This window comes from Streptomyces diversicolor, from assembly GCF_057537855.1.
Genome location: NZ_BAAJXA010000023.1, coordinates 28,204 through 30,606 on the forward strand (window position 1 = coordinate 28,204; position 2,403 = coordinate 30,606).

General features: G+C 69.8%; 2 protein-coding genes. One reads left to right on the top strand and one right to left on the bottom strand.

All coding sequences use genetic code 11. The annotated features are described in order from the left end of the window. Positions 1–68 precede the first annotated feature (68 nt). On the top strand, positions 69–641 hold the full coding sequence (locus AC27LF_RS26185) for a YbhB/YbcL family Raf kinase inhibitor-like protein (protein WP_479658684.1): 573 nt from the start codon (positions 69–71) through the stop codon (positions 639–641). Positions 642–657: 16 nt separating this feature from the next. On the opposite strand, the gene AC27LF_RS26190 is transcribed toward AC27LF_RS26185, so the two are convergent. After that, complete coding sequence (locus AC27LF_RS26190; RefSeq protein WP_479658685.1) at positions 658–2,055, bottom strand: carboxylesterase family protein; 1,398 nt, start codon at positions 2,053–2,055, stop codon at positions 658–660. Between the last annotated feature and the right edge of the window lie 348 nt (positions 2,056–2,403).

Sequence of the window (2,403 nt, forward strand, 5' to 3'; positions counted from 1 at the left end):
CGGCACCGGCAGCCCGTGGCCCTCGCGCGTCAGCCCCAGGGTCCGGAGTGTTCAGACAAGGAGAATTCATGGCACTGCTCGGGAAGTTGCTGAAGAACCGGCGGGCGGGAGAGACGGGCCTGGCCTGGAACACGCCGAACCTGGCGGGGCCCGAGACCGTGCGGGTGACCAGTCCCGACTTCGAGCACGGCGCGCCGATGCCCGTGGCGCACGCCGGGAAGCGGTCCGGCGGCCGGAACACCTCACCGGCACTGAGCTGGACGGGGACACCCGCCGGCACCGCGCAACTGCTCCTGGTCGTCGAGGACCCGGATGTGCCCCTGCCGAAGCCGTTCGTCCACGGAGTCTTCCTTCTCGACGCCGCGTTGACCGACGTCGCGCGGGGTGCGCTCGACCGGAACAGCGCCACCGCGGGCGTGCGGGTGCTGCGGTCCGGCAAGGGCCGCGGCTACCTCGGGGCGGACCCGATCAAGGGGCACGGCCCGCACCGGTACGTGTTCCAGCTCTTCGCGCTGGCGAAGCCGATCACCGCCGTGGCGGGCGGCGCGGACCCGGAATCGGCCAAGCCGCGCGCCGTACTCGACGCCGCGGACGGGGTTCTCGCGCGTGGCCGGATCGACGGCTGCTACGAGAACCCCTGACCGGCGGTCGACGGGATCAGTCCGCGGGTACGCCGATCCGGTGCGGGGCCGGTGATTCCGGCGTCCACGGCGGCCATGGCACCCGCCCGTCCCTGGCCAGGGCGAGCAGCGCCGCCTGGTCCTGCGCACCGACCGCACGGTCCTCGTCGGAGCCGGCGGTGCCTTCCGGGTCGAGGAACAGGCAGGCCACGTCGGCGCCGTGGACCGGCCGGTTCGCCAGCTCGGGATAGGCGAGCAGGGTCCGCCAGTTGGTGGAGGGCGCGTAGTCGAACTGCTGGTACCACACCGGGGCGCCGCCCTTGTGCTGGGCGGCGAGCAGCTTCTTGGCCGGTCCCACCCAGATCAGCTCGGACAGGGCGTCGATCTTCTCCTTGTGGGGCAGCGACTGGTCGTGCTCGGGGAACGCGCGCAGGTAGGCCGTGTCGATGGCGTTCCAGGCGTCCCACGCCCCGCTCTCCTCAGTGACGTTCGAGACGAGCAGCGGAACGTCGGCCATGAGCCCCGTCTCCAGCGAGTCGAGCGGGCCGCGGGGCAGGACGTTGCCGTCGACGAACGGCCCGTACCGGATCATGGCCGGGCCGTGGGACGTGGACGTGGCCTGCTTCAGCATCCGCCGATGGATGGTGCGCAGCCCCACGTTGGGCAGTTGCACGAGATCCGCCGGCGTCGCCGCCAGCGGTCCGGCGGACGCAAGGAAGTCCTCGGCGAACCGGGCGGCTCGCTCCTCGGTCATCGGCGGCTGGGCGCCGCTGTAGAGCGCCGCCTTGTGGAACAGCCCCTTGGCCGCCGGAGCACCCAGCAGCGCCGCCACGTCCGACGAGCCGGAGGACAGGCCGAACAACGTGACGTTGTCCGGGTCACCGCCGAAGGCGGCCACGTTCTCCTTGACCCAGCGCAGCGCCTGGATCTGGTCGAGCATGGAAAGGTTGGCGCTGTCCTTGAAGTCCGGGTCCAGCGCGCCCAGATAGAGCCAGCCCCAGGCCCCGATCCGGTAGTTCGCGGTGACCACGACGGCGTCGTGCCGGGCGGCGAAGTGCCAGACGTCGTTGGTCGACGTGCTGCCGCTGCCGTAGGCACGGCTGCCGAAGTGCAGCCACATCAGCACCGGCCTGCGTGCGCCCGGGTCGGGGTCGGGCGACCAGATGTTGAGGTTGAGGCAGTTTTCGCTCTCGGTCGCGTCGGGGGGCACTGTGGAGGGCGTCTGGCCGGGGATGATCGGCAGTTGCCAGGAGACCGGGCCCCAGTGGCGTGCGTCGATCCGCTCGACGGGGACGACCGGCGCCGGTGGCCGGAACCGATGCCCGACCCGACCGTACGGCACGCCGCGCCAGTTCGGCACGCCCCGGTCCAGGAAGCCCTGAACCGAGCCGGACGACGTCTCCACCACCAGGTCGTAATCAGTTTCCTCGCGCATGTGATGTGTCTGCTCCGAATGATGAGGGCGGACTGCGGCGCCATTCTCGTCGGCAAAATACCTGGCCGAGATTCGCACGGATCTCTTCCGGCGCGGTATCACCAATGCTGGTGGTCGTGTGACTTCCCGGGGATGTCCGAACCGGACTACCAAGTTGGGGAGTTGATGTCGCGCATTGCAACGCTAGCCTTGATTTTCGGGCATGCCGGTTTTCCCGGACGGCGGCCGATCTGCTCGATCGCTTCGGTTGCAGGTTGAATGAGAGGGACTTCGTGCGCACTCGGCGAAACGTTTTCGAAGTCGATTTTCGTGACTCGTCGGCGGATGTTCCCCGGGTGGAGGTGTTCG